Origin of the sequence: Rathayibacter sp. PhB1, from assembly GCF_004362935.1 — a bacterium.
GTDB lineage: Bacteria > Actinomycetota > Actinomycetes > Actinomycetales > Microbacteriaceae > Rathayibacter > Rathayibacter festucae.
Genome location: NZ_SNYD01000001.1, coordinates 224,916 through 247,200, shown reverse-complemented (window position 1 = coordinate 247,200; position 22,285 = coordinate 224,916). Strand labels below are relative to the sequence as shown.

Sequence of the window (22,285 nt, the reverse complement as noted above, 5' to 3'; positions counted from 1 at the left end):
CGCCTTCAGGCGGCCACGATGCTTCCGGACAGCCGAGCGGTACTGTTGTGTCATGGACGTCAAGCACGCCGCCGAGCGACTCGGGGTGACTCCGCGCCGCGTGGTGGCGCTGATCGCCGCCGGCCGGATCGATGCGACGAAGGTCGGCCGCCGGTGGGAGGTGACGGAGGTGCCCAACGCACGTTCGCGCCGTCCGCTCTCCGTCAGGTCGCGGCAGTCGCTGGCGCACGCCCTGCACGAGCGGACCCTGTCGGGTCTCGAGGGGCAGGAGCGCGCCAGGACCGCCGCGCGCATCCGCCGGCTCCGCGCGTCGCAGGACCCCGCCGGATTGCTGGCGGACTGGTGGGGTGGCGAGGTGGAGTCCGGGCTCGTCGACTTCGGCACCAATCTCGTGCAGCACGCGCTCCACGGTGATGCCGACTACGTGCGGGAGGCTCTGCACCGACCGCGACGCGAGTACCTGCGACGCCTGGAAGACCTGGCGGATACCGTGAGCTCGGAACGACGCATCATGGGACTCTCCATCGACGACCTCGCGCGAGCCTCGGAGGTGGAGGTCTCCGACGTCCGACGCCTCGAACGCGGGCTGCCGGTGTCGCGGCCCTCGACCGCGCGACGAGTGCTGGACATCCTGGGCGTCGAGCCGACCGCGCTTCCCGATCTGGTGCTGCGATGACGGAGCGACTCGACGCGTGGCTCGAAGGCAGACATGCCGGGCGGTTCACCCGGGACGCCGACGGCACGATCGGCTTCAGCTACTCCGACGACGCACCGTCGACGCCGATCTCTCTCTCGCTGCCGCGCGAGGGCACGACGACGCGCACGGCGGCGGCGAGGTTCCTCGACAACCTGCTGCCCGACCAGGAGCACACGCGACGCCGGATGGCACAGGCGTACGGGGTCTCGAGCACGGGGACGTTCGAGCTCCTGCGCACGGTCGGCGGTGACGTCGCCGGCGGCCTGGTGCTCCTCCCGGACGGCGAGGCACCGCCGACGGGACCGGCACAGCTGAACCCCGCTCTCGATGGGGACGTGGCCGATCGCATCAACAGCATCAAGCTCGATCCGGACGCCTGGGTGCCACGACAGACTCCCGCGCGCTTCTCCCTGGCGGGAACGCAGGGGAAGTTCGCCCTGGCTCGAGTGGACCGGAACTGGTACTGGTCGAACGCCGCGGTGCCGTCGACCCACATCGTCAAGCCCGCACGCTTCGAGCACCTCGGTCTCGAGGGGGCGGAAGCGGCCGCGCTGACGCTGGCTGCGGACGTCGGCCTTCCTGCTCCCCGGGCGGCTGTCCTGCACATGAAGGATCAGACGGCCTTCGTCGTGGAGCGCTTCGACCGGGTCCTCGACGACGAGAGCGTCTTCGCGCGACGGATCCACGCCGAGGATCTCGCCCAGGCGCTGGGCGTCGACGTCGCACGGAAGTACTCCGTGACGGCCGCGCAGATCGTGGAGAAGCTCCGGTCGGTCGACGCGACCGGCGGGGTGGTGCGCGCCTTCCTCCGGCAGCTGGCCTTCAACATCCTCATCGGCAACGCTGACGCACATGCCAAGAACTACTCCGTCCTCCTCCGGCCCGAGACTGTCAGCCTCGCCCCGATCTACGACGCGGTTCCGACCGGCCTGTACCCGGCGTTCGATCAGGAGCTGGCGATGCGCATCGCCGGCGCGCGGTTCCCGCAGGCGGTGACGCAGAACCACTGGCGGAAGCTCGCGAGGACCTCGGGGATCGACGAGGAGGATGTCGTCACTCTCGTGGAAGAGGTGGCGCGCGGCGTCGCGGCGAGGAACGACTCCGCGTGGACGACTCTCGACGACGATCAGGCGACGCTTCTGAAAGAGACCGTGGAGCGCAACGTCGCCGTCGCACTGGCCCGGCCCCACCCCGCGACCTAGGCCTAGGCGATGCGGATCAGCTTCTTGTTGACGAACTCCTCGAGGGCGCTGCGGCCCATCTCGCGGCCGGTGCCGGAGCGCTTGACGCCGCCGAAGGGGAGCTCGGCCGCGTCGCCGAGGACGAGGTTGATCCAGACCATGCCGGCGTCGATGCGGTCGGCCAGGCGGAGGGCCTGCTCCGAGTCGGTCGTGTAGAGGTAGGAGCCCAGGCCGTACGGGGTGTCGTTGGCGAGCGCGATCGCCTCGTCCTCGTCGTGCACGCGGTAGAGCGCGGCGACGGGGCCGAAGAACTCCTCGCGGTAGGCGTTCATCTCGGGGGTGACGTCCTCGAGGACGGCCGGCGGGAAGAAGTTGCCGGTCACCTCGCCGCTCGCGCGGACGGTCGCGCCCTGCTCGAGGGCGACGGCGAGCTGCTGCTCGAGGCGCTCGGTCGCGGCGGCGGAGGAGAGCGGGCCGAGCAGGGTCCCCTCGGCGAAGGGATCCGCGGGCCGGGCGGCGGTGAAGGCCGCGGTGAACTTCTCGGCGAAGGCGTCGTAGAGCCCGTCGATCACGATGAAGCGCTTGGCGGCGTTGCAGGACTGGCCGTTGTTGTCCAGGCGGGCGGCGACCGCGTCCTCGACGGCCTTGTCGAGGTCGTCGGTGGAGAGCAGCACGAACGGGTCGGAGCCGCCCAGCTCGAGCACGACCTTCTTGAGGTTGCGGCCGGCGATCTCGGCGACGGCCGCTCCCGCGCGCTCGGAGCCGGTGACGGAGACGCCCTGCACCCGCGGGTCGGCGATGACGGTCGCCGCCTGGTCGTTGCTCGCGTAGAGGTTGACGTAGACGCCGGCGGGGGCGCCGAGCTCCTCGGCGGCGGTGCGGAAGATGTCGGCGATCGCGGCGGCCGACTCCGGGCACTGCGGGGCGTGCTTGAGCAGGATCGTGTTGCCGTTCACCACGTTCGGGCCGGCGAAGCGGGCGACCTGGTAGTAGGGGAAGTTCCAGGGCATGATGCCCAGCAGCACGCCCAGGCCCGATCGGCGGACGAACGCGGAGCCGGTGCCGTCGGCCAGCGCGATCGGCTCGTCCTTCAGGAACTCCTCGCCGTTCTCGGCGTAGTAGCGGTAGATGTCGGCCGCGAAGCCGACCTCGCCCTGCGCCTGGTCGAGCGGCTTGCCCATCTCGCGGACGATGATCTCGGCGAGGGCGTCGGCCCGCTCGACGTGCAGGTCGGCGACCCGGGCGATGAGGGCGGCGCGGGTGGCGACCGGGACGGTGCGCGACCAGGTGGAGTACGCGTCGTGGGCCGAGGCGATCGCGTCGGCGAGCTCCGCGTCGGTGATGCCGGGGTACTCGCTCAGCGTCTCGCCCGAGGCCGGGTCGATGACGGCGTAGCTGCTGCTGCTCATGCGGGGAGTGCTCCTTCACGGTCGCGGGCCGGCGCGGTCGCGTCGGCGGTGTCGTGCTGTGTCTCGGCGTCGGCGGCGTCCTCGTCGAGGATCTCCTGCGCCAGGCGCCGGCCGACGCGGATCGCGCCGTCGACGTGCTGGTAGCCCTCGGCCGCGAGGTCACTGGAGCCGAAGCGGAGCGGCCCCACCGGCTCGAGCTGCAGCGCGCCGTAGCGGGTCAGCCCGCCGAGGTCGAAGCTCGCGGCGTACGCGCCCTGTGTCCACTCCTCCGACGCCCAGTCGCTCTCGTAGTAGACGACGGGGTCGAGCGCGGCCGGGCCGTAGTAGGCGGCGAGCGAGTCGAGGATCGCGGCCTTCCGCTCGGCCTCCGGCAGGGCCAGCACGCGGTCGGCCTTCTCATCCGAGACGAAGCCGACGAGGGTGCCGCGCTCCTCCCCCGCGTTGGAGTTGTCGTAGGCCTCGTGCACGAGGGCGTGCGGGCTGAACGCGGTGCCGGAGAGGCCGTCGGCGCGCCAGAACGGGGTCGCGTAGGTCGCGTGCACCTTGATCACGAGGCCGAGGGACTGGTGCTGGAGCGCCTGCTGACGGAGCCGGGGCAGCGGGGGGTCGAAGGTGATCCGGTTGACGAGGTTCGGCGGCACGGCGACGATCGCGCGGCGGGCCCGCACGGTGACGCCGTCGGCGCGGACGATCACGCCGTCGTCGCCGTACTCGACGGAGCGGACCGGCCGGCCGAGCAGGACGCGCTCGGCGCCCACGCGCTCGGCGAGCCGCTCCGGGACCTGCTGGAGGCCGCCGAGGACGCGCTTGTCGAGGATGAAGTCGGCGTCGACGAGGTTGCCGAAGCTGCCCGCGCTCGCCGCCATCAGCAGGGCCTGCAGCAGCGAGAAGGAGTGCGCGGGCTTGGTGAGCATGGCGTCGGCGATGAAGAGCGCGATGTTCGCGCGGGCCTCGGCGTCGTCGCTCTGCGCCTCCAGCCAGGCGCTGAAGCTGATCCGGTCGTAGTCGTGCGCCCGCGGATGCGACCACGGAGCGGACGGGTCGGTCTCGGCGACGAGGCCGTCGAGGATCCCGATCAGGCGCTCGATCTCGGCCTCGGTGCTCGCGCCGCCGGGGAAGATGTCGCCGGTGAAGCGCCGGGCTCCGCCGTCGGGGCCGATGTAGACGCTCTCGCCCTCGCGGTAGCGGGAGTAGGTGTCGAGGCCGAGCTCGTCGAGCGTCTCGAGCAGGGCGGTCTGATCCGGCGAGACCCACTGGCCGCCGAGCTCGAGCATCTGGCCGTCGACCACGCGGGTCTCGAGGCGGCCGCCGACCCGCTCGCGCGCCTCGAGGACGACGACACGGCGGCCCTGCTCCTGCAGCCGGAGGGCGGCGGTCAGGCCGGTGGCGCCGGCGCCGATCACGACCACGTCGCAGTCGAGATCGGATTCGAGGGCGGTCGCGCTGGACTCCACCACGCTGTGCATGACAACTCTTTCCGTCGGTGATCCCCGCTTTCGACGAGGGATTGCGAACAATTCTGGCACATCCGCTGCCGAGAAGGGCAGTAGGCGTCGTTCGAACGCCTCCTTCCGAGAAATACATAGGCGTGCTATATTCAAGGACGTGCTCGAACCCTCCGCTCCCGTCCGCCTCGCCTTCGCCGCCACCGCGCTCGCGCGGTACGCCGGCCGCTCCAGCGGCGCCACCGGGCTCGGCGCGCAGTCCGGCGCCGTCTGGTCGACGCTCGCCGAGCTGCGCACCGCCTCCCCGATCCGCCTCGGCGAGCTCGCCGAGCGCGTCCGGGTCACCCAGCCGACGATGACCGGCATCATCGCGCGCCTCGACGAGGCCGGCTGGATCCGCCGCGTGCACGACGAGAGCGACGGCCGCGCCTGGCTGATCGAGGGCACCGAGGCGGGAGCCGCGGCGCTCGCCGAGCACCGCCTCCGCCTCGACACCGCCCTCGCCCCGCTGTTCGACGACCTCGACGACGACGACCGCCGCGCCCTCGAGCGCGCCGCGGCCCTCGTCGAGGAGCGCGTCCTGCGCGTCGCCGGCGGCCCCGCCTCCTGACTCCCCCACCCCGCACGACCCCTCCCCCGAAAGGCCCCTCCGTGTCCACTCCCCACTCCCCCGCCGCGGGCGGCTCGATCCTCCGGCAGCCGCTCGCCGTCTGGGCCGTCGCCTTCGCCGCCGTCATCGCCTTCATGGGCATCGGCCTCGTCGACCCGATCCTCCCGGCCATCGCCGAGAGCCTCGAGGCGACGCCGACCGAGACCTCGCTGCTGTTCACCAGCTACCTCGTGATCACCGGCGTCGTGATGTTCTTCACCAGCTGGCTCTCCAGCCGCATCGGCGCGAAGAAGACGCTGATGATCGGCCTGGTGCTGATCGTGGTCTTCGCCGCGCTGGCCGGCACGGCCGGCAGCGTCGAGGGCGTCATCGGCTTCCGCGCCGGCTGGGGCTTCGGCAACGCGCTCTTCATCTCGACCGCGCTCTCGACGATCGTCGGCGCGGCCAGCGGAGGCTCCTCCGCGGCGATCGTGCTCTACGAGGCCGCGCTCGGCGTCGGCATCGCGATCGGCCCGCTGCTCGGCGGCCTGCTCGGCTCGGTCTCCTGGCGCGGACCGTTCTTCGGCACGGCCGTGCTGATGGCCGTCGGCTTCATCGCCATCGCGACGCTGCTGCGCGAGGACGGCCCGCGGCCCACCCCGACGCCGCTCTCCGCGCCGTTCAAGGCGCTGGCCGTGCCCGCGATCCGCACCCTCGCCGGTGCCGCACTGTTCTACAACATCGGCTTCTTCGTGCTGCTGGCCTACACGCCGTACCCGCTCGGGCTCGACGAGATGGGGCTCGGCTTCACCTTCTTCGGCTGGGGCCTCGGCGTCGCGATCACCTCGGTCTTCGTCGCTCCGCTGCTGACCGCGCGGCTGCCGCGCACCGTCGTGCTCCGCTCGGTGCTGGTGCTGCTCGCGCTCGACCTCGTCGCCGGCGGACTGCTGATCTCCTCGCGGGTCGGCCTGATCGTCTGCATCATCGTCGGCGGCCTGCTGCTGGGCGTCGTCAACACCGTGCTGACCGAGTGCGTGATGGAGGCGACCGACCTGCCGCGCTCCGTGGCCTCGTCCTCCTACTCGGGCGTGCGCTTCCTCGGCGGCGCGATCGCCCCGCCCGCCGCCTCAGCGCTGGCCGCGGCGATCTCGCCGGCCTTCCCGATGTACGCGGCGGCGGGCGCGGTGCTGATCGCCTCGCTGATCGTGTTCCTCGGGCGGCGGACGCTGGCGCGCGCGGACGCGCACGGCGCCGAGAGCGCCGCGGTCGAGGCTCAGTCGATCGCGGTCGGCGAGAGCCTCTGAGCGCGCGGGTCTCGATACGCCCCTCCGGGGCTACTCGACCAGCATGTGTCGGAGCGGGCGCCCGCGCTCATGTCGATCGAGTAGCCCGCGCAGCGGGCGTATCGAGATCCACCACCGTCAGGAGCACGGGTCTGCAGACCAGCCCTGCTGGGAACGGCGGGTCTCGATACGCCCCTGCGGGGCTACTCGACCAGCATGAGGCGCCTGTGCGGCGCCTTCCATGCTGATCCGCCGGGCCGCGCAGGCCCGTTCATGCTTGTCGGCCGGGCCGTGCAGGCCCGTCCATGCTGGTCGGCCGGGCCGTGCAGCCCCGTTCATGCTGATCGAGTAGCACGCGCAGCGGGCGTATCTAGATCCACCACCGTCCGGGCTCGGGCCGTCAGGGCGCGACCTCGAACATCCGGGGGCGCAGCGGCGCCGTGCGCGGGTCCGCGGCGCAGGCCGCGAGGGCGGCGGCCAGGACACCGGCGGCCGGGCGCGCCTCGCGGACGTACACGTCGACTCCCGCCGGGGTGAACGGCGTGCGGGCGAAGCGGGTCAGCGCCCAGCCCGCCTCGGCATCGGCCGCGACGAAGGACCAGCGGCTGCGGGCCAGCAGCGTCAGCGGCTCGACGCCGCGCCAACGGAAGCCGTCGGGATCCGCGGGGTCGGGGGCGTCGATCCCGACCACGTAGCGCGTCGAGCGGCGGCCTCGCCAGCTGACCACGTCGCCGACCTCGCCGCCGGGCAGGGGCGCGTAGGTGATCGCCACCCCCTCGCGCCCCCGCCAGAGCGGCAGGCTCGAGCCGCGCACGAACCAGGTGCCGGTCGCGAGCGCGGCGCGGTCGATCGCAGGAGCGTCGATCACGGCAGCGCGTGCTTCACGTTGGAGCGGGCCAGCGCGATCGCCTCGCCCGCGCCGCCGTTCATCACCATCTTCGACATCGCCAGCGCGAAGCCCTTCACCTGGGCACCGGTGACCGTCGGCGGCAGCGAGAGCGCGAGCGGATCGGTGACCACGTCCACGAGCACGGGCCCCGGGTCGGCGAGCGCCTCGCGCAGCGCGGACTCCACCTCGCGCGGGTCCTCGACCCGGATCCCCCGGATGCCGACCGCCGTCGCGACCTGCGCGTAGTCGACCATCGGCACGTCCACCGCGAAGTCCGGGAAGCCGTCGACCAGCATCTCGACCTTCACCAGCCCGAGCGTCGAGTTGTTGAAGACGACGATCGTCACCGGCAGCTTGTACGCCGCGACCGTGACCAGCTCGCCCATCAGCATCGAGAGCCCGCCGTCGCCGCTCAGCGAGACGACCTGGCGGCCGGGCTGCGCCATCTGGGCGCCCACGGCGTGCGGCAGCGCGTTCGCCATCGAGCCGTGCGAGTACGAGCCGAGCAGGCGTCGGCGCCCGTTCGGCGTGATGTAGCGCGCCTGCCAGACGTTGCCCATGCCGGTGTCGGCGGTGACGATCGCATCGTCGGCGAGCAGGGAGTCGAGCGTCGACGCGACCAGCTCGGGGTGGATCGGCCGCTTCGTGGCGACCTCGGTGTACTTGCCGACCACGCCGGTGACGAGCTTCTCGTGCTTCTTCAGCATCCGGTCGAGGAAGCGGTGGTCCTTCCGCTTCACCAGCGGGGTCAGCGCGTCCAGGGTCGTGGCGACGTCGCCGTGCACCGGGTGCGCGACGCTCACCCGGCGGCCGAGCTTGGAGGCGTCGCTGTCGACCTGCGCGATGACGACCTTCGACGCGTCCGGCAGGAACTGCTCGTAGGGGAAGTCGGTCCCGAGCAGGATCAGCAGGTCGGCGTCGTGCATGCCCGCGTGGGCGGCGCCGTAGCCGAGCAGCCCGGTCATGCCGACGTCGTAGGGGTTGTCGTACTGGATCCACTCCTTGCCGCGCAGGCTGTGCCCGATCGGCGCTCCGATCAGCTCGGCGAACGCGACGACCTCGTCGTGCGCGTCCCGCACGCCCGCGCCGGCGAAGATCGCGACCGTCTTCGCCTCGTCGATCGCCTGCGCGAGCGCGCGGACGTCGGCCGCGGCGGGCACGAGGGCCGGCCGCTCCGGAAGCACGAAGGACGGGAAGTCGCCCTCCGCCTCGAACTCGGCGACGTCGCCCGGGAGGGTCACCACGGCCACGCCTCGGAGGGCGACGGCACTGCGCATCGCCGCGTTGACGACCCGCGGGGCCTGCGCCGCCGTCGAGACCAGCTCGCGGTAGTGCGAGCACTCGACGAAGAGGCGGTCGGGGTGCGTCTCCTGGAAGTAGCCGGAGCCGATCTCGCCGCTCGGGATGTGGCTCGCGATGGCGAGCACGGGAGCACCCGAGCGGTGCGCGTCGTACAGGCCGTTGATCAGGTGCAGGTTGCCGGGGCCGCAGCTCCCGGCGCAGACCGCCAGCTTCCCGGTGATCTGCGCCTCCGCGCCGGCCGCGAAGGCGGCGGCCTCCTCGTTGCGGACGTGGATCCAGTCGATCCCGCCCTTCGCCGAGCCGCCGCTGCGGCGCACCGCGTCGACGATCGGATTGAGCGAGTCCCCGACGATCCCGTAGATCCGGGCGACCCGGGCGTCGATGAGCTGGGCGATGAGCTGGTCTGCGACGGTCTTCTGAGCCATGCCCCCATTCGACTCCACCCGGCTGGACTTCGCCTGCCCCTCGCGGGGCCTTGCCGGGCGGCGACGATCGGAGTAGCGGACCGCACCGCACAGGGGGTGCCCCGGCGGGCCCCGCCGCCCCTACCCTGGAGCCGACCCCGTCACCGCCGTCTGGAGCCTCCGATGAACCGCCGCCGTTCCGCCCTCGTCCTCGCCGCCGCCGCGGCCCTCGCCCTCGGCCTCACCGGCTGCTCGGGGATCAACAGCATGATGGGCGGCGAGACCCGGGACGACACCTCCGGCGAGATCGTCGACGGCGGCACGACCGACGTCTTCCAGCTCCGCGTCGGCGACTGCCTGAACGACGAGCTGAGCGAGACCGCGACCGAGGTCACCGACGTCCCGACCGTGCCGTGCTCCGACGCGCACAGCTACGAGGTCTTCCAGAACATCACGATGGCCGACGCGGACGAGTACCCCGGCGAGACGGCGACCACCGAGCAGGCCGACTCCGAGTGCCAGGCCGCGTTCGAGGGCTTCGTCGGCCTCAGCTACGAGGAGTCGCAGTACGACTTCAGCTACTACTACCCGACCCAGGAGAGCTGGGACGGCGGCGACCGCGTCATCAACTGCCTGATCACCGACCCCGCGGGCCCCAGCACCGGCACCCTCTCGGGCGCCGCCGCCTGACCCTCTGACCCTCCCCGCGAGATGCCACTTGTGCACGCTTTTCACGGCGTGTCGCGCTCATAAGTGGCATCTCGCGGAGGGGATCAGCGCGTGTCCGCGGGGCGGGGGAAGAGGGTGAGGAGCAGGCCAGAGGCGATCCAGACGGCGGCGATGCCGAGGACGAGCCAGCCGGCGTCGAGAGAGGACGCGGCTCCGGCGAGGGCGGCGCCGACCGCGGCGGCGGCGGCGCGCAGGCCCGCGCCGATGGTGAAGACCTGGGAGCGGACGGCCGCAGGGCTCTCCTGATCGCGCAGCAGCAGCATCGCGGCGTTCGCGGGCGCGGTGAAGACTCCGGCGACCGCGAACGCGACGAGGGCCACGACGATCCCGAGGTCGGGCGCGGCGGCGAGCAGGGCGACACCGGTCGCGGCGAAGCCCGCGCCCATCACCCAGGCCGGCGGGCGGTGCGTCCAGCGCCGGACGGCGACCGCGATCGCACCGAGCAGCCCGCCCACGGCGAACGCCGTGAGCAGCCCGGCTGCCGCGTCCGTGCTGCCCACCCGCTCGAGCGACAGCCCGATCGCCGCGACGCCGGCCGCGCCGCCGCCGATCTGGCTGATCGTCCCGGAGAGGGTCACGATCGCGATCGGCCGGTGCCGGACGAGGTGGGTGACACCGGCCGCGATCGTGCGCCGGACGCCGACGGTGGGGGTCGGCCGCGCCTCCATCCGCAGGGCGAGCGAGCCGAGGACGCCGACGAGCGCGAGGACGGCCATCGCGAGCATGGCGAAGCGGGCCGACGCGACGGCGATCACCAGCCCGGCGATCGCGGGGCCGCCGATCGAGGCGACGGTGTAGGACAGCGAGTCCTGGGCGTAGGCGCGGCGCGGGTCGGCGATCGCGCTGGTCACGAAGCTCGACATGCCGCCCATGTAGACCGGGGTCGCCAGGCCCGCGATCACCAGGAGCAGCGCGATCAGCGCCGTCGGCACGTCGCCGAGGAAGGACGCGAGCGCGAACGAGGCGGCGGTGGCCAGCGCCGCGCCGACCAGCAGCCGGCGCGGTGCGCGCACCCGGTCGAGGACGGTGCCGACGAGCGGAGCCGCGATCACGCTCGGGAACAGGGCGGCGCCGGTCAGGAGCCCGCCGAGGGCGACGTCGTCGAGGCGCTCGACGGCGAGGACGGGCAGTGCGACGACCATGCCCGCGCTCGCGAGGCGCAGCGGGATCGAGGCGGTCAGGTAGGTGGCGGCGCTCATTCGGCTCGGGAGGACATCGCCTCCCATTTTTCCACGCTCTCGAGGGCCGACTGCCCGGCCGCGGCGATCAGGGCAGCAGGATCACCTTGCCGTCGAGCGTCCGCGACTCCGCGAGCTCCATCGCCGCCACGATTCCGGTCAGCGGGAAGCGCGCGGCGATGTTGGCCGTGAGCGAGCCGTCCGCGAGCAGCGCGAGCACGCGGCCCAGGTCCTCCTCGAGCCGCGCGCGGAACCGGGCGGGACGGAGCGAGTGCCCGGACCAGAGGTCGTAGAAGACGGCGCGCTTCCCGTTCGGCGCCAGCTGGTACGCCTGCACGCGGGCGAGCTGCTTCAGGAACGGCGGCCAGATGCTGCCGGTGCTCGCGCTGACGATCGCGTAGGCGACGAGGGTGCCGCCGGGCGCGAGCAGCGACCAGGCCAGGCGGGTGGTCTCCCCGCCGATGTTGTCGAAGACGGCCTGCACGCCGCCCGGCGCGAGCTCGCGGACGCGGGCGGCGAGCTCCGGGTCGGCGTAGTCGACCGGCTCGACGCCCGCCGCGCGGAGGGCGTCGTGGTGCCGCGGCGAGGCGGCGCCGATCACCCGGATGCCCTCGAGCGAGGCGAGCCGGTGCACGAGGCCGCCGACGCCGCCGTTCGCCCCGAACAGGAGGATCGTGTGGCCGCGGGAGAGCCGGGCCGAGCGGTGCAGCATCTGCCAGGCCGTCACTCCGTTCACCACCACGGCCTCGGCGTCCTCGGGCGCGACGCCCTCGGGGACGAGGACGCAGTCGCGCACGGCGACTCGAGCGTGGCCGGTCCAGCCGCCGGTCTTGGTGAGGGCGGCGACCCGGCGGCCCTCGAGGGACACGTCGCCGCCGGGTCCGACGGCGAGCACCCGGCCGACGAGGTCGTAGCCGGGAGTGAAGGGGAACGCGGGCTGGGCGAAGTAGCGGCCGCGGCGCATGGACTGCTCGGCGAAGGAGATGCCGGTGGCCTCGACGGCGACGAGCAGCTCGCCGGCCGCAGGCGGCTCGACGGCGGCCTGCTCGAGGAGGAGTCCGGACGGCTCGACGAGCCCGGGGAGGACGACGCGGGTGGTGGTGAGCGGGAGGGCGGTGGTCATGGGGGGGCTCCTTAGGGGTGGGTGTTAGTGACTGGACAGTCACTTTGTTTGAGTCGAAGAGATCACGATGTCGATGTGGGGAGATACATGGTGATCGAGTAGCCCGCGCAGCGGGCGTATCGAGATCCGCCGGCGTCGGAGGATGATTCTGCAGACCCGCCCTGCTGACGACGGTGGGTCTCGATACGCCCCTGCGGGGCTACTCGACCAGCATGCGTCGACCAGCAGGCGTCGGCTAGCAGTGTGATGGCCAGCATGAGTCGGTCAGCACGCGTCGGCCAGCAGGGCGTCGGCCAGCAGGACGTCGGCCAGCAGGGCGTCGGCCGGCATGCGCGCGCCGGGTCAGTCGAGGTGCCGGATGCCTGCGGAGACGATGCGCGCCCACTCGGAGTCGACGCCGCCGAGGTCGGTCTGCACGATCAGGTGGCAGAGCTGGCCGTAGGCGATGAAGCGCTGCACGGCCGGGCCGTCGGCGCCGGAGACGACGCTCACCGTGCGGACGACCGTCGAGACGCCGCGGCGGACGGCCTCGCGGATCTCCGGCACCCCGCTCGCGCTCTGCGCCTGCGATTGCAGCATGATCAGGTCGCGGTCGGCGATCAGATCGATGTAGGCGCGGGTCATCGCCTCGAGCCGGTCGGCCGGGTCCGACGAGACCGAGGCCTCCCCCGCCGCGGCGAGCGTCGACGCCACCAGCTCGTAGCAGCGGTCGACCGCGGCGACGAAGACGCCGAGCTTGCCGGGGAAGAGCCGGAAGACGTAGGCCGGCGAGACCCCCGCCTCGGCCGCGACCTCGGTGATCGGGGTCGCGGAGTAGCCGGTGCGGGCGAAGACGTGCACGGCCGCGGCGGTGATCCGCTCGCGCTGAGCTTCTGCGGTGGAGCGGGGGGTCGTGGTCGTCATGTGACTGATCAAACACTTACATCAAGACAGTGTCAAGAGGTGACCGATGCGGGTCCCGGATCAGGACCGCTTCCGCCGCCCCTTCAGTGCGAGCTGCAGCGCCGCCAGGAGCAGCAGCGCGGCGAACAGCACGCCCGAGATGCGCGCGGGCAGCAGGAACGACAGCGCGACGCCGGCGAAGGAGAACCCCGTCGCGCAGAGGCCGACCACTAGCCCGGCCCGGACGTCGAGCAGCCCGCGGCGCGCGTTCGCGATCGAGCCGCTGATCGCCGTCGGGATCATCGCGGCGAGCGAGGTGCCCTTGGCGAGCAGATCGGCGAGCCCGAACGCGCCGACGAGCACGGGCACGGCGATCGCGCCGCCGCCGATCCCGAAGAGCCCCGAGGCCACTCCCATCGCGAGGCCCAGCCCGCCGAAGCCCGGCCAGACGCCCCAGCCCTCGGCGACGTCGCCGGTCTCGTTCGAGCCGAACACCGCCATCCGCACCGCCGCGGCCACCAGCAGGGCGACGAACAGCCAGCGGAGCACGCCGAGCGGCAGGCGCGCGAGCAGCCAGGAGCCGAGGACCGCGCCGATCATCGCGGCCGCGGCGATCACGGCGGCGGGGATCCAGGCGACCTGCCCGCCGAGCGCGTAGCCGAAGGCCCCCGCCACGGCCGTGGGGGCGATCGCCAGCAGCGAGGTCGCGGAGGCGCGGCGCTGGTCCATCCCGGCCCAGGCGATCAGCATCGGCACCATCACGATGCCGCCGCCGACGCCGAACGCGCCCGAGAGCACCCCGCCGATCGCGCCGATCAGCGCCAGCACGAGCATCGCCCTCGCGCGGAGGGCCTTCGGGCGGGTCGCCGGCGCGCTCGCCGCCGTCTCCGGGGCGGCCTGCGCGCTCGTCTCGTCCGTCACCCGCCCAGCCTGCCACCTGCGCCGTCGCACGGCGGAAACATGCGGTGCGTACCCTTCGTGATGCGCCGCCGGTGGGGGCGGCGCGATCGACGCGAGGAGGGGCACCGTGCGCGCGACGCCGATCCGGGCCGCGTCCTGGCCGGCCGCCCTGGCGGTCCGCGCGGTCTTCGAGCGGGAGGCGCGGCGGACGGCCGCGGCGATGCTGCCGTTCGCTCCGGAGGGGATCCAGCGGGTCGCCGAGCCGATCCCGGCGCGTCCGGACGCTCCGGCCACGACGGCCGACGTCCTCCGCTCCGCGGGCGCCGGCTCGCGCCCGACCGTGGTCTGGATCCACGGCGGCGGCTGGGTCTCCGGCCACCGGCGCGACGTGGACCCCTACCTGCGCCTGCTCGCCGACGCCGGCTACACCGTCGTCTCGCTCGACTACAGCCGCGGGCCCGAGGCGGTGCACCCGACCGCGCCGCGGCAGCTCCTCGCCGCACTCGAGCACCTGCGCCGCAGCGCCGGCCGCCTCGGGATCGCCCGGGACCGCCTCGTCCTGGCCGGCGACTCCGCGGGCGCGCAGCTCGCGAGCCAGCTCGCCACCGCGATCACGAACCCCTCCTACGCCCGCGCGGCCGGGCTCACGACGACCCTGCCCGTCGACGCCGTGCGGGCGGTGATCCTGCACTGCGGGGTCTTCGACCTCGCCGCCCTCGCCCGCGCCACCGGCCTCGCCGGCCGCGGGCTGCGCGCCGCCCTCTGGGCGTACACCGGCCGGCGGGCCTGGTGGACCTCCGACGCCGCCCGGTGGATGTCGACGATCGAGCACGTCACGCCGCGGTTCCCGCCGACGTTCCTCAGCGGCGGCAACGCCGACCCGCTCACCGCGCAGCAGTCGCGCCCGTTCGCGGCGCAGCTGCGCTCGCTCGGCGTCCCGGTCACGGCGCTGCTCTGGGGCGACGGGCACGAGAGCGAGCTCGGCCACGAGTACCAGTTCCACCTCGAGCTGCCGGAGGCGCGCGAGGCGCTGGAGCGGACCCTCGCGTTCCTGGCCCAGCAGACGGCGCGATGAGGCCCGCTCCCTCCCGACCCTGGCAGTCCCCTGGGCAGCGGGGACTCCACCGTGACGTTCGCCGTGCACGCTCCGTCCTACCTCTGAACCGCCCGATCGACCGACCGGGCACCGAGACGAAAGAGGAGATCATGGCCGAGAGCACCGCGAACACCACGACGACGAACGGGACCGGACGCACGGTCATCGACGACGGCGTCATCGCGAAGGTGGCCGGCATCGCGGCCCGCGAGGTGCCCGGCGTGCACGCCCTCGGCAACGGCGCCGCCCGCGCCCTCGGCGCCATCCGCGGTGCGCTCGGCAACGACGACCGCGCCCAGGGCGTCAAGGTCGAGGTCGGCGAGCGCCAGGTCGCCGCCGACGTCACGATCGTCGCCGAGTACCCGGCCGCGCTCCAGGACGTCGCAGAGGGCGTGCGCTCCGCCGTCGGCCGCGCGATCCGCGAGATCGTCGGCATGGACGTCGCCGAGATCAACGTCACCGTCCAGGACGTGTACATCCCCGAGGACGACGCCCCCGAGGCCGAGCCGCGCGTCGCCTGATCACCCCGCACCACCCCTGACGCCCCGCGGTCGATCCGGCCGCGGGGCGTCTCGGTGCGTCCGGCCCCGAAGCCTTCAGCGCCCCCTCGCCCGCCCCACCCGCCCCGACCGCGTCCCCCGCGCGGCACCGAACCCCTGGAGATGCGCATGGAGAACAACTGCGCCCGACCCCTCGACGTCGACGACGCCGTCGCGCTCATCGGAGTCCTCACCACCCTCGAGGTGCTCACCTCCGCCGGCCGCCTCGGCACCCCCGAGCTCGACTCCCTCCGGCACAGCCTCGCGCAGGGCGGAGCGGTCCTGCCCGGCGCCGACGAGTCCGAGATCGCCGCCGCCCTCGCGGCCCTGAATGCGCGACTTCGCGACAGCATCTCCTAGCCGCCGACATCGGCTCTCCGCAAGAGCGTGTTTGTGACAGGCTTGTCATCGCGCGCCACTGCGCGACGATGAAGGAGCAGCCATGAGCGTCGGTCACTACGTGCTCTCGACCACCGGGCCGTTCGCGGACGAGACCGAGATCCTCGGCGTCTACTCCACCGAGTCCTGGGCACGCGAAGCCGCCGCCAGCTGGCTGGACGCCCTCGACCTCGAGGCCTTCCCGCAGTGCGTGATCGAGAACTGGAACGGGTCGCACCTGCTCCACCGCGAGGTCCTCGGCGGCCTCGGCCTCGACGACGACGGCTCGGCCGCCGGCACCGTCGAGGGCTGACCCTCCGGCGCTCGGGCCCAGCGCTCACGATCCGGTGCTCGCCGCCCAGTGCGACGGGCGCTCGAAGTCCGGCGGCAGCGCCGTCCGCGCGTCGCCGCGCGTGCTGCTGACCTGCGCCTGCGTGAGGTAGATCGCCGTCGAGAGATCGGCCCCCGCCACCTCCGCATCCCGCAGATCGGCGCCGAGGACGTCGCAGCCGCGGAGATCCGCGCCCCGGAGGTCCGCGGCGATCAGCAGGGAGCCGCGCAGGTCGGCGCCCCGCAGATCGGCTCCCGCGAGGGCGGCCGCCACGAGGTCGGCGCCCGGCTGCAGGCGCAGTCGGCCGTGCCTCCGCCGCTGTGGCCCGTCGTTCCGCGCGGCCGCGCTCGCCGCGATCAGCAGAGGACGGGCGGCGCCGTACTCCGCGTCGACGTCGGCCGCGAGGATCGCGTCGGCGTCGGCGAGCGTCAGGGCGTGCACCGCGTCGAAGCGGACGCGCACCGCGTCCCGCAGGGCGGCGTCGACCCCGCGCAGGCCGAGGGCCACGTCGAGGTACCAGAGCAGCTCGTGCAGGCGGCGCATCAGCGGGAAGACCGCGAACATCCGCGCGCGCACCTCCGCGTCGCTGCGCCAGGAGACGCCGCCGAACGTCTGCATCGAGACCTTCTGGCCGGCGCCGAAGCAGTCGAAGACGGTGCAGCCGGCGAAGCCCTCGGGGCGCAGCCGCCGGTGGATCGTGCAGGCGTCCTCGGTGTCGAGGTTCGCGCACGGCTCGCCGGCCGGCTTGTCGACGGGGAAGTCCGCGGAGCGGGTGAAGGCGAGGGCCACGCAGCAGAGGCCGAAGCAGTTGGCGCAGTCGGCGCCGAGGTCCTCCCGGCGGCCGAGCTCGACGCGGGTGCGGGTGCCGGTCACGATCGCCCGCCCCTCAGTGCGACAGGGCGAGCACGCCGACGACGGCGGCTCCCAGTCCGACGAGGCCGAGCAGGCCGATGATGCTCTGCCCGACGCCGAGGCCGGCCCGGACGATCGCGATCAGGGCGATGCCGGCGAGGGTCGCGACGTAGACGCCGACGCCGATCCGCAGCGCGACCACGTCGTCGATCCAGCCGAGCGCCGAGGCGATCAGCACCAGGACGGGGAGCGACGCGGAGGCGAGCGCGCCGCCCGCGATCCGGAGCATGACGCGCGCCTCGGCCGCGGTGGGTGTCGCGGCGTGGGCGACCTGGTGCGCGATCACGTCGGCGACGAAGCCGGCGGCCGAGATGCCGACGATCGCGATGACGAGGCTGCGCAGGGCGTGCGCGGAGTCGGCCTGCTCGTCGACGGCGTAGATCATCACGACGGCGAGGCCGGTGAAGGCGGCGTAGACCCGCTCCTTCAGCGCCTTCGCGACGACGTCGAGGGACCCGCCCTCCGCCGCCGCGCGCCGACCGGACGGCCCTCCCCCGCGCACGGCGCTCAGTACGACGCGGTGTCGACGCGGGCGGCGGAGGAGTCGCCGGACTGACGGGCGGTGAGGTCGCCGAGGATGGTCGCCGAGCCGCTGGTGCCGAAGCGGGTGACGCCGAGCTCGCGGAAGGCGAGGAGCGTGTCGAGGTCGCGGACGCCTCCCGAGGCCTTGACCTGGACGGCGTCGGAGACGGCGCCGCGCATCAGGCGCAGGTCGTGCTCGTTCGCGCCGCCGCCGCCGAAGCCGGTCGCGGTCTTGACGAAGTCGGCGCCCGCGCGCTCGGCGGCCTCGCTGCCGGCGACGATCTGCTCGTCGTCGAGGTAGCTGGTCTCGAGGATGACCTTGACGACGTGGCCCTCGGCGGCCTCGACGACCGCGCGGATGTCGGCCTCGACGTCCTCCAGGAGGCCGCTGCGCAGGCGGCCGATGTTGACGACCATGTCGAGCTCGACGGCGCCGTCGGCGAGGGCCTGCGTCGACTCCGCGACCTTCGCCGCGGTCGAGGTCGTGCCGTGCGGGAAGCCGATGACCGTCCCGACGAGGACGCCCGAGCCCTCGAGCCGGCGGACGGCGTGCGCGATGTCGGAGGGGCGCACGCAGACGCTGAAGACGCCGGCCGCGCGCGCCTCGTCGAGCTGCGCGTCGACCTCGGTGCGGGTCAGCTCGGGCTTGAGGATCGCGTGGTCGATGAGCGCCGCGATCTCGGCGACGGTCGGAAGGCTGCTTGTCATGCCCGCCATTTTACGCGGCGCCCGGCAGCCGGATCTCGATACGCCCGCTGCGCGGGCTACTCGATCAGCATGGTGGGCGGGACCACCGGCGCCAGTGCGGTCACTCCATGCTGGTCGAGTAGCCCCGCAGGGGCGTGTCGAGACCCATCGTCACCGAGAGGGCGGTCTGCAGGCCTCCTGCCCGATCACGGTGGATCTCGATACGCCCGCTCCGCGGGCTACTCGATCAGCATGCTGGGGGGCGGGGAACGCCGAAAGCCCGGCGACCGTGAGGTCTCCGGGCTTTCGGGAGGAGTGCAGCGGTTCGCTACCAGCTGCTCTTCGTGATGCCGGGCAGCTCGCCGCGGTGGGCCATGTCACGGAAGCGGACACGCGAGATGCCGAACTTCGAGAGGTTGCCGCGGGGGCGGCCGTCGACGGCGTCGCGCGAGCGGACGCGGACGGGCGAGGCGTTGCGGGGGAGCTTCTGGAGGCCCGTGCGGGCGGCCTCGCGGGACTCGTCGGTCCCGGCGGGGTCGACGAGGGCCTTCTTCAGCTCGAGGCGCTTGGCGGCGTAGCGGTCGACGACCACCTTGCGCTGCTCATTGCGGGCGATCTTGCTCTTCTTGGCCATACTTAGCGCTCCTCGCGGAAGTCGACGTGCTTGCGCACTACGGGGTCGTACTTCTTGAGCACGAGACGGTCGGGGTCGTTGCGGCGGTTCTTCTTGGTCACGTAGGTGTAACCGGTTCCGGCCGTCGAGCGGAGCTTGATGATCGGACGGACGTCCTGCTGCTTGGCCATTAGATCTTCACCCCACGAGCGAGAACATCCTTCACGACGGACTCGATGCCACGGGCGTCGATGACCTTGATGCCCTTGGCCGACAGCGTCAGCGTGACGTTACGGCGCAGGGACGGGACGTAGTACGTCTTCTTCTGCACGTTCGGGTCGAAGCGGCGCTTGGTGCGCCGGTGCGAGTGCGAGATGGCGTGTCCGAAGCCGGGAACGGCTCCGGTCACCTGGCAGACTGCTGCCATGGTTTCCTCCATGTGTGGGTACCGTGGGCCACGCGCGGCACGAGGCCTCGCCCGACCCACCCAAGGTCACTTGTCGGCGCACCGCCCGCCTGTCGAGGAGGACCGGGGTCCCGCCCGGAGGGCAGCGCGCAAGAGCGTGCAGATGCACGCAACCCGAGTAGCTTAGGCGACACGCGCGCACCCTGCAAGACTCGCCGGTGCTACGGTCGCTCCGGTGCACCGGGGGGTCCGGGTCGCCGCGGGGGGAATCATGAACGGCTCGAGGCCGGATGCACTGCGGCGCCGTGCGCTGCTGCTGGGGATCGCCTCCGCCGCCGCCGGCCTGGCCGGGTGCACGAGCACCGCCCGGCTCACGCCGACCGCGACGCCGGTGGCCGCGACCACGACTCCCACTCCCACCCCCGCTCCCCCGCCGCGCCCCGTGCCGACCGCGACGGCGGCGCCCGCGCCGATCCGCGCGCGCTTCCCGCTCCCGGAGGGCACGATCACCGAGCTGCCCGGCGACGGGAGCCTGATGGCGTGGACGGTCGACGACGGCGCCGACACCGACGTCGTCGCCGCCTACGCGCAGTTCGCGAAGGACACCGGCACCCGGCTCACCTTCTTCCTCAACGGGAAGTACGACTCCTGGACCGTGAACGCGCCGGCACTCGCGCCGCTCGTCGCGAGCGGGCAGGTGCAGCTCGCGAACCACACCTGGTCGCACGCCGACCTGACCTCGCTCTCGGACGACGGGATCCAGGAGGAGCTCGGCCGCAACGGCGACTTCATCCGCACCACCTACGGGGTGGAGGCGGCGCCGTTCTACCGCCCGCCGTTCGGCTACACCGACGCGCGCAGCCGGGCGGCCGCGGCGGCCGTCGGCTACACGGCGACGACGCTCTGGTACGGCTCGCTCTCGGACTCGGGGCGGATCACGCCGGAGCAGCTGCTCGGCTTCGCGGACCAGTGGTTCCGGCCGCAGCGCATCGTGATCGGGCACGCGAACTTCGACCCGGTCACGACGGTCTACGCGCAGCTGGTCGACCTCCTCCGCGCCCGCTCCCTCGAGACGGTCACCCTCCGCGACGTCTTCGCCGTCTGACGGGCTCCGCGAGATGCCACTTGTGCACGCTTTCCACGGCGTGTCGCGTGCACAAGTGGCATCTCGCGGCGGGGATCAGACGCGCAGGGTCGCGTGGGCGGCGGTGGTGACGGCGGCGGCGACGGCGTCGAGGCTCGGGGTGCGCAGCGCCCACTGCTGCCAGTAGAGGGGGACGTCGACGGGGGCGCCGCCGAGGGGGACGAGGCCCGGCGTACCGACGGGGGCCTGCAGCTCGGGGAGCATGCCCCAGCCGAGGCCCAGGCGCACGGCCTGCTCGAAGTCGGCCGAGCCGGGCACGCGGTGCTGCGGCGGGCGGGCCTCGACCCCGGCCGCGGCGAGGAACCGGGCCTGCAGGCGGTCCTTCTCGTCGAAGACGACGACGGGGGCGACGGCGAGCGCCGCCGCGTCCGGCCCCTCCGGGAACCAGCGCTCGGCGAAGGCGGGGGCGGCCATCGCCCGGTAGCGCATCACGCCGAGCGGGGCGACGGTGCAGCCGAGCACCGCCTCCGCCTCGGCCGTCACCGCGGCGAGCACGGTGCCGTCGCGCAGGAACGCGGTGGTGTGCTCCTGGTCCTCGCGGTGCAGCTCGACGACGACCTCGGGGACGGTCGCGAGCGCGGGCAGGACCCAGGTCGCGAGCGAGTCCGCGTTCACCGCCATCGGCACCGTCACCGGTCCGCGGCCCTCGCGCGCACCGCCGTCGAGCGCGCGGACGGCGTCCTCGGTGAGCAGCTCGATCTGGCGGGCCAGGCGGAGCAGACCCGCGCCCGCCTCGGTGGCGACGACGGGACGCGAGCGGACCAGCAGCACCCGCCCGGCCGCCGACTCGAGCGCCTTGATCCGCTGGCTGAGCGCCGAGGGCGTGACGTGCAGCTCGCGCGCGGCGGCGTCGAAGGAGCCGAAGCGCACTGCGGCGGCGAGGGCGCGGAGGCGGGCGAGGTCGAGATCGTCGGTCAGCATCGGGTTCCCCATCAGTTGCGCTTACGGTACTGAAGGAGCGTGAGCTGGTCTACAGGCGTGGTCGCCCCTAGCGTCGGAGTCGTGTCCCCCCTCCTCGCCGCCGTGTCCGGCCTCGGCTTCGGCCTCTCGCTCATCATCGCCATCGGCGCGCAGAACGCCTTCGTGCTGCGGCAGGGGCTCCGCCGCGAGCACGTGCTCGCCGTCGTCGCGATCTGCGCGCTCGCGGACGCCGCGCTGATCATCCTCGGCATCGCCGGGATCGGTGCGGTGCTCGAGTCGGCGCCGTGGCTGCTGGTGGTCATCCGCTGGGGCGGGATCGTCTTCCTGCTCGCCTACGCGGTGCTCGCCGCGCGGCGGGCCCTGCGCCCGGGGATGCTCGAGGGCGACCCGGCCGGTGCCTCCACCTCGCTGCGGACGGCGATCGGCACCTGCCTCGCCCTGACGCTGCTCAATCCGCACGTGTACCTCGACACGGTGGTGCTGCTCGGCTCCGTCGCGAACACGCACGGCGACGAGCGCTGGTGGTTCGGCGCGGGGGCGGCGCTGGGCAGCGTGCTGTGGTTCACCGCGCTGGGCTTCGGGGCGCGGGCGCTGCGCCCGCTGTTCCGCAGCCGGACGGCCTGGCGGGTGCTCGACGGCGCGGTCGCGGTCGTGATGGTGGTGCTGGCGGTGTCGCTCGCGCTGTCGTCCTGAGAAAGGTCGTCCCGAGCGGAGGCGTCCCGAGC

26 protein-coding genes are annotated in these 22,285 nt (G+C 73.3%); 11 read left to right on the top strand and 15 right to left on the bottom strand.

Features of this window, described 5'->3' with window-relative positions; all coding sequences use genetic code 11:
• Positions 1–52 precede the first annotated feature (52 nt).
• Together EDF17_RS01160 and EDF17_RS01155 are read left to right on the top strand one after the other, a co-directional pair.
• Positions 53–676 (top strand): helix-turn-helix domain-containing protein, encoded by a 624-nt coding sequence (locus EDF17_RS01160; RefSeq protein WP_123444794.1) that lies wholly within the window; start codon positions 53–55, stop codon positions 674–676.
• A complete protein-coding gene (locus EDF17_RS01155; RefSeq protein WP_123444793.1) occupies positions 673–1,899 on the top strand; it encodes a HipA domain-containing protein in 1,227 nt (408 codons plus the stop codon). Before EDF17_RS01160 ends, EDF17_RS01155 begins: the two co-directional genes overlap by 4 nt.
• Positions 1,900–1,901: 2 nt before the next feature.
• On the opposite strand, the gene EDF17_RS01150 is transcribed toward EDF17_RS01155, so the two are convergent.
• Together EDF17_RS01150 and EDF17_RS01145 are read right to left on the bottom strand one after the other, a co-directional pair.
• Entirely contained in the window at positions 1,902–3,287 is a 1,386-nt protein-coding gene (locus tag EDF17_RS01150; RefSeq protein WP_123444792.1) for an NAD-dependent succinate-semialdehyde dehydrogenase, read from the bottom strand.
• Positions 3,284–4,753: an NAD(P)/FAD-dependent oxidoreductase gene (locus tag EDF17_RS01145; RefSeq protein ID WP_123444791.1), complete on the bottom strand. Its 1,470-nt coding sequence runs from the start codon at positions 4,751–4,753 to the stop codon at positions 3,284–3,286. The genes EDF17_RS01150 and EDF17_RS01145 overlap by 4 nt, the downstream gene beginning before the upstream one ends.
• Positions 4,754–4,892: 139 nt before the next feature.
• Between EDF17_RS01145 and EDF17_RS01140 the strand changes: the two genes are divergently transcribed.
• Entirely contained in the window at positions 4,893–5,342 is a 450-nt protein-coding gene (locus tag EDF17_RS01140; RefSeq protein WP_166649571.1) for a MarR family transcriptional regulator, read from the top strand.
• Positions 5,343–5,383: 41 nt separating this feature from the next.
• Entirely contained in the window at positions 5,384–6,625 is a 1,242-nt protein-coding gene (locus EDF17_RS01135) for an MFS transporter (protein ID WP_123444789.1), read from the top strand.
• 379 nt (positions 6,626–7,004) lie between these two features.
• On the opposite strand, the gene EDF17_RS01130 is transcribed toward EDF17_RS01135, so the two are convergent.
• Positions 7,005–7,472: a hypothetical protein gene (locus EDF17_RS01130; RefSeq protein WP_123444788.1), complete on the bottom strand. Its 468-nt coding sequence runs from the start codon at positions 7,470–7,472 to the stop codon at positions 7,005–7,007.
• Positions 7,469–9,220, bottom strand: coding sequence for a pyruvate dehydrogenase (locus tag EDF17_RS01125; protein WP_123444787.1), 1,752 nt, complete (start codon positions 9,218–9,220; stop codon positions 7,469–7,471). Before EDF17_RS01125 ends, EDF17_RS01130 begins: the two co-directional genes overlap by 4 nt.
• Positions 9,221–9,382: 162 nt before the next feature.
• Here EDF17_RS01125 and EDF17_RS01120 point away from each other — a divergent pair, with 162 nt between their 5' ends.
• Positions 9,383–9,889: a septum formation family protein gene (locus tag EDF17_RS01120; protein WP_123444786.1), complete on the top strand. Its 507-nt coding sequence runs from the start codon at positions 9,383–9,385 to the stop codon at positions 9,887–9,889.
• An 83-nt stretch (positions 9,890–9,972) separates the two neighbouring features.
• On the opposite strand, the gene EDF17_RS01115 is transcribed toward EDF17_RS01120, so the two are convergent.
• From EDF17_RS01115 to EDF17_RS01100, 4 genes are all read right to left on the bottom strand, one after another.
• A complete protein-coding gene (locus EDF17_RS01115) occupies positions 9,973–11,127 on the bottom strand; it encodes an MFS transporter (protein WP_123444785.1) in 1,155 nt (384 codons plus the stop codon).
• Positions 11,128–11,194: 67 nt separating this feature from the next.
• A complete protein-coding gene (locus EDF17_RS01110) occupies positions 11,195–12,229 on the bottom strand; it encodes a zinc-binding dehydrogenase (protein ID WP_123444784.1) in 1,035 nt (344 codons plus the stop codon).
• Between the two features lie 342 nt (positions 12,230–12,571).
• Positions 12,572–13,132: a TetR/AcrR family transcriptional regulator gene (locus tag EDF17_RS01105; protein WP_123444783.1), complete on the bottom strand. Its 561-nt coding sequence runs from the start codon at positions 13,130–13,132 to the stop codon at positions 12,572–12,574.
• Between the two features lie 60 nt (positions 13,133–13,192).
• Complete coding sequence (locus EDF17_RS01100) at positions 13,193–14,032, bottom strand: sulfite exporter TauE/SafE family protein (RefSeq protein ID WP_123444782.1); 840 nt, start codon at positions 14,030–14,032, stop codon at positions 13,193–13,195.
• 106 nt (positions 14,033–14,138) lie between these two features.
• Between EDF17_RS01100 and EDF17_RS01095 the strand changes: the two genes are divergently transcribed.
• The 4 genes from EDF17_RS01095 (at position 14,139) to EDF17_RS01080 (ending at position 16,337) form a co-directional block, all read left to right on the top strand.
• Complete coding sequence (locus EDF17_RS01095) at positions 14,139–15,086, top strand: alpha/beta hydrolase (protein ID WP_123444781.1); 948 nt, start codon at positions 14,139–14,141, stop codon at positions 15,084–15,086.
• A 131-nt stretch (positions 15,087–15,217) separates the two neighbouring features.
• On the top strand, positions 15,218–15,628 hold the full coding sequence (locus EDF17_RS01090; protein WP_123444780.1) for an Asp23/Gls24 family envelope stress response protein: 411 nt from the start codon (positions 15,218–15,220) through the stop codon (positions 15,626–15,628).
• Between the two features lie 147 nt (positions 15,629–15,775).
• Complete coding sequence (locus EDF17_RS01085) at positions 15,776–16,006, top strand: hypothetical protein (protein WP_123444779.1); 231 nt, start codon at positions 15,776–15,778, stop codon at positions 16,004–16,006.
• Between the two features lie 82 nt (positions 16,007–16,088).
• Positions 16,089–16,337, top strand: coding sequence for a hypothetical protein (locus EDF17_RS01080; RefSeq protein WP_123444778.1), 249 nt, complete (start codon positions 16,089–16,091; stop codon positions 16,335–16,337).
• 24 nt (positions 16,338–16,361) lie between these two features.
• Here the strand turns inward: EDF17_RS01080 and EDF17_RS01075 are convergent, their stop codons facing one another.
• The 6 genes from EDF17_RS01075 to rpmB all read right to left on the bottom strand — a co-directional run bounded on the left by EDF17_RS01075 (position 16,362) and on the right by rpmB (position 19,516).
• A complete protein-coding gene (locus EDF17_RS01075; protein ID WP_123444777.1) occupies positions 16,362–17,228 on the bottom strand; it encodes a pentapeptide repeat-containing protein in 867 nt (288 codons plus the stop codon).
• Between the two features lie 13 nt (positions 17,229–17,241).
• A complete protein-coding gene (locus EDF17_RS01070; RefSeq protein ID WP_123444776.1) occupies positions 17,242–17,769 on the bottom strand; it encodes a hypothetical protein in 528 nt (175 codons plus the stop codon).
• Positions 17,770–17,774: 5 nt separating this feature from the next.
• Positions 17,775–18,497, bottom strand: coding sequence for a deoxyribose-phosphate aldolase (deoC, locus tag EDF17_RS01065; RefSeq protein WP_123444775.1), 723 nt, complete (start codon positions 18,495–18,497; stop codon positions 17,775–17,777).
• Between the two features lie 307 nt (positions 18,498–18,804).
• Positions 18,805–19,110, bottom strand: a complete 306-nt coding sequence (gene rpsN / locus EDF17_RS01060) for a 30S ribosomal protein S14 (RefSeq protein ID WP_123444774.1) — start codon at positions 19,108–19,110, stop codon at positions 18,805–18,807.
• Between the two features lie 2 nt (positions 19,111–19,112).
• Positions 19,113–19,280: a 50S ribosomal protein L33 gene (rpmG, locus tag EDF17_RS01055; RefSeq protein ID WP_027692168.1), complete on the bottom strand. Its 168-nt coding sequence runs from the start codon at positions 19,278–19,280 to the stop codon at positions 19,113–19,115.
• On the bottom strand, positions 19,280–19,516 hold the full coding sequence (rpmB, locus tag EDF17_RS01050) for a 50S ribosomal protein L28 (protein WP_056038148.1): 237 nt from the start codon (positions 19,514–19,516) through the stop codon (positions 19,280–19,282). The genes rpmG and rpmB overlap by 1 nt, the downstream gene beginning before the upstream one ends.
• 250 nt (positions 19,517–19,766) lie before the next feature.
• Here rpmB and EDF17_RS01045 point away from each other — a divergent pair, with 250 nt between their 5' ends.
• On the top strand, positions 19,767–20,600 hold the full coding sequence (locus EDF17_RS01045) for a polysaccharide deacetylase family protein (protein WP_123444773.1): 834 nt from the start codon (positions 19,767–19,769) through the stop codon (positions 20,598–20,600).
• 75 nt (positions 20,601–20,675) lie between these two features.
• Here EDF17_RS01045 and EDF17_RS01040 read toward each other — a convergent pair whose 3' ends face one another.
• Complete coding sequence (locus EDF17_RS01040) at positions 20,676–21,560, bottom strand: ArgP/LysG family DNA-binding transcriptional regulator (RefSeq protein ID WP_123444772.1); 885 nt, start codon at positions 21,558–21,560, stop codon at positions 20,676–20,678.
• An 81-nt stretch (positions 21,561–21,641) separates the two neighbouring features.
• Between EDF17_RS01040 and EDF17_RS01035 the strand changes: the two genes are divergently transcribed.
• A complete protein-coding gene (locus EDF17_RS01035) occupies positions 21,642–22,253 on the top strand; it encodes a LysE/ArgO family amino acid transporter (protein WP_243732752.1) in 612 nt (203 codons plus the stop codon).
• The last annotated feature ends 32 nt before the right edge of the window (positions 22,254–22,285 follow it).

Excerpts from the sequence above, each read along its gene's own strand:
- EDF17_RS01160 (WP_123444794.1), top strand. The coding sequence starts at position 53 with ATGGACGTCAAGCACGCCGCCGAGCGACTCGGGGTGACTCCGCGCCGC.
- EDF17_RS01155 (WP_123444793.1), top strand. The coding sequence starts at position 673 with ATGACGGAGCGACTCGACGCGTGGCTCGAAGGCAGACATGCCGGGCGG.
- EDF17_RS01150 (WP_123444792.1), bottom strand. The coding sequence starts at position 3,287 with ATGAGCAGCAGCAGCTACGCCGTCATCGACCCGGCCTCGGGCGAGACG.
- EDF17_RS01145 (WP_123444791.1), bottom strand. The coding sequence starts at position 4,753 with ATGCACAGCGTGGTGGAGTCCAGCGCGACCGCCCTCGAATCCGATCTC.
- EDF17_RS01125 (WP_123444787.1), bottom strand. The coding sequence starts at position 9,220 with ATGGCTCAGAAGACCGTCGCAGACCAGCTCATCGCCCAGCTCATCGAC.
- EDF17_RS01120 (WP_123444786.1), top strand. The coding sequence starts at position 9,383 with ATGAACCGCCGCCGTTCCGCCCTCGTCCTCGCCGCCGCCGCGGCCCTC.
- EDF17_RS01115 (WP_123444785.1), bottom strand. The coding sequence starts at position 11,127 with ATGAGCGCCGCCACCTACCTGACCGCCTCGATCCCGCTGCGCCTCGCG.
- EDF17_RS01110 (WP_123444784.1), bottom strand. The coding sequence starts at position 12,229 with ATGACCACCGCCCTCCCGCTCACCACCACCCGCGTCGTCCTCCCCGGG.
- EDF17_RS01105 (WP_123444783.1), bottom strand. The coding sequence starts at position 13,132 with ATGACGACCACGACCCCCCGCTCCACCGCAGAAGCTCAGCGCGAGCGG.
- EDF17_RS01090 (WP_123444780.1), top strand. The coding sequence starts at position 15,218 with ATGGCCGAGAGCACCGCGAACACCACGACGACGAACGGGACCGGACGC.
- EDF17_RS01085 (WP_123444779.1), top strand. The coding sequence starts at position 15,776 with ATGGAGAACAACTGCGCCCGACCCCTCGACGTCGACGACGCCGTCGCG.
- EDF17_RS01080 (WP_123444778.1), top strand. The coding sequence starts at position 16,089 with ATGAGCGTCGGTCACTACGTGCTCTCGACCACCGGGCCGTTCGCGGAC.
- deoC (WP_123444775.1), bottom strand. The coding sequence starts at position 18,497 with ATGACAAGCAGCCTTCCGACCGTCGCCGAGATCGCGGCGCTCATCGAC.
- rpsN (WP_123444774.1), bottom strand. The coding sequence starts at position 19,110 with ATGGCCAAGAAGAGCAAGATCGCCCGCAATGAGCAGCGCAAGGTGGTC.
- rpmG (WP_027692168.1), bottom strand. The coding sequence starts at position 19,280 with ATGGCCAAGCAGCAGGACGTCCGTCCGATCATCAAGCTCCGCTCGACG.
- rpmB (WP_056038148.1), bottom strand. The coding sequence starts at position 19,516 with ATGGCAGCAGTCTGCCAGGTGACCGGAGCCGTTCCCGGCTTCGGACAC.
- EDF17_RS01045 (WP_123444773.1), top strand. The coding sequence starts at position 19,767 with ATGAACGGCTCGAGGCCGGATGCACTGCGGCGCCGTGCGCTGCTGCTG.
- EDF17_RS01040 (WP_123444772.1), bottom strand. The coding sequence starts at position 21,560 with ATGCTGACCGACGATCTCGACCTCGCCCGCCTCCGCGCCCTCGCCGCC.